This is a genomic window from Oleiphilus sp. HI0079, assembly GCF_001635105.1.
In genome coordinates this window covers 1-1218 of record NZ_LWFT01001238.1, presented here as the reverse complement: position 1 = coordinate 1218, position 1218 = coordinate 1, and the positions used below count along the sequence as shown (strand labels likewise).

Sequence of the window (1218 nt, the reverse complement as noted above, 5' to 3'; positions counted from 1 at the left end):
CGCCGAACAAGCCGAGCGCTTTTTAAATAGCTTAATTGAACGAGTGGAAGATCAGATTTTAATGATTAACGATCAGACCGTTCAGGTCACTGTCTCGGCCGGTCTGGTCAAAGCAGCATCAGGCAACCTGCTTGTCGGCAGTCGCGAGGCAGACAACTTAGCGTTCAGCGCCAAACAAAATGGTGGCAACCAGCTAGCGATGTAAGACAAGCAAACCGTAGCCAGAGCAACTCTCTCTGCTATGGCTACGGTTTAGATCTAGGTTTAGGTTTAGGTTTAGGCAAATACCACGGTCTTGTTTTCGTGAATAATCACACGCCCCTCAATGTGCATGCGCACACCTCTCGCTAGAACAGATTTTTCAGCATCCTTACCTAAGCGCACCATATCTTCGATCGTATCACTGTGGTTAATGCGAATAACATCCTGGTCAATAATCGGCCCTTCATCGAGATCCTGCGTTACATAATGGCATGTCGCACCAATCAATTTCACACCTCGGTCATAAGCCTGATGATACGGCTTTGCCCCTGCAAAGCTTGGCAAAAAGCTGTGGTGGATATTGATCACGCGCCCAGAATAACGCGAGCACAAATCGGGCGGTAAAATTTGCATATAACGCGCAAGCACAATCAAATCAGTCTCGTAAGAATCGACGAGATCCTCAACTTCTTTGAACGCTTGCGGCTTATTGTCTTTTGTTACCGGCACATAGTGGTAAGGAATATCATGCCACTCAACCATGCGGCGCAGATCTTCGTGATTTGCAATCACGGCGACGATCTCTACGTTCAGCTCATCGCTGTGCCAGCGATGCAATAAATCAGCAAGACAATGCGACTCCTTGGACGCCATCAACACTACTTTCGGCTTAACATGAGAGTCTGTCACCGACCATTTCATCGAGTATTCATTAGCAATAGGCGCAAATGCAGCTTTGAAACTCTCAAGATCGAATGGCAAAGAGCTCGCCTTGATCTCATTACGCATAAAGAACCAGCCATTTTTTTGATCTGCATGATAACTGGCCTCTGTAATCCAGCCATTGTATGTCGCCAAAAAATTACTAACCTTTGCCACAATACCGGTACGATCGGGGCATGACACAACCAAGCGATAGGTTCTTTCCATTATTACTACTCGACCTTTTTAATTCTGGGGATCTCCCCAACAAAGCGGGGCCAACCCCGTTTATCATTATTATTTACAGACCAGCCA

The 1218-nt window shown here is 46.6% G+C and carries 2 protein-coding genes; one reads left to right on the top strand and one right to left on the bottom strand.

Translation table 11 applies throughout. The features are described from left to right. Positions 1 to 205: hypothetical protein (locus A3750_RS21820; RefSeq protein ID WP_231871916.1), on the top strand; the 205-nt coding region annotated here is incomplete at its 5' end. A 71-nt stretch (positions 206 to 276) separates the two neighbouring features. On the opposite strand, the gene purU is transcribed toward A3750_RS21820, so the two are convergent. Continuing rightward, positions 277 to 1131 (bottom strand): formyltetrahydrofolate deformylase, encoded by an 855-nt coding sequence (purU, locus tag A3750_RS21815; protein ID WP_068451069.1) that lies wholly within the window; start codon positions 1129 to 1131, stop codon positions 277 to 279. Positions 1132 to 1218: the final 87 nt, after the last annotated feature.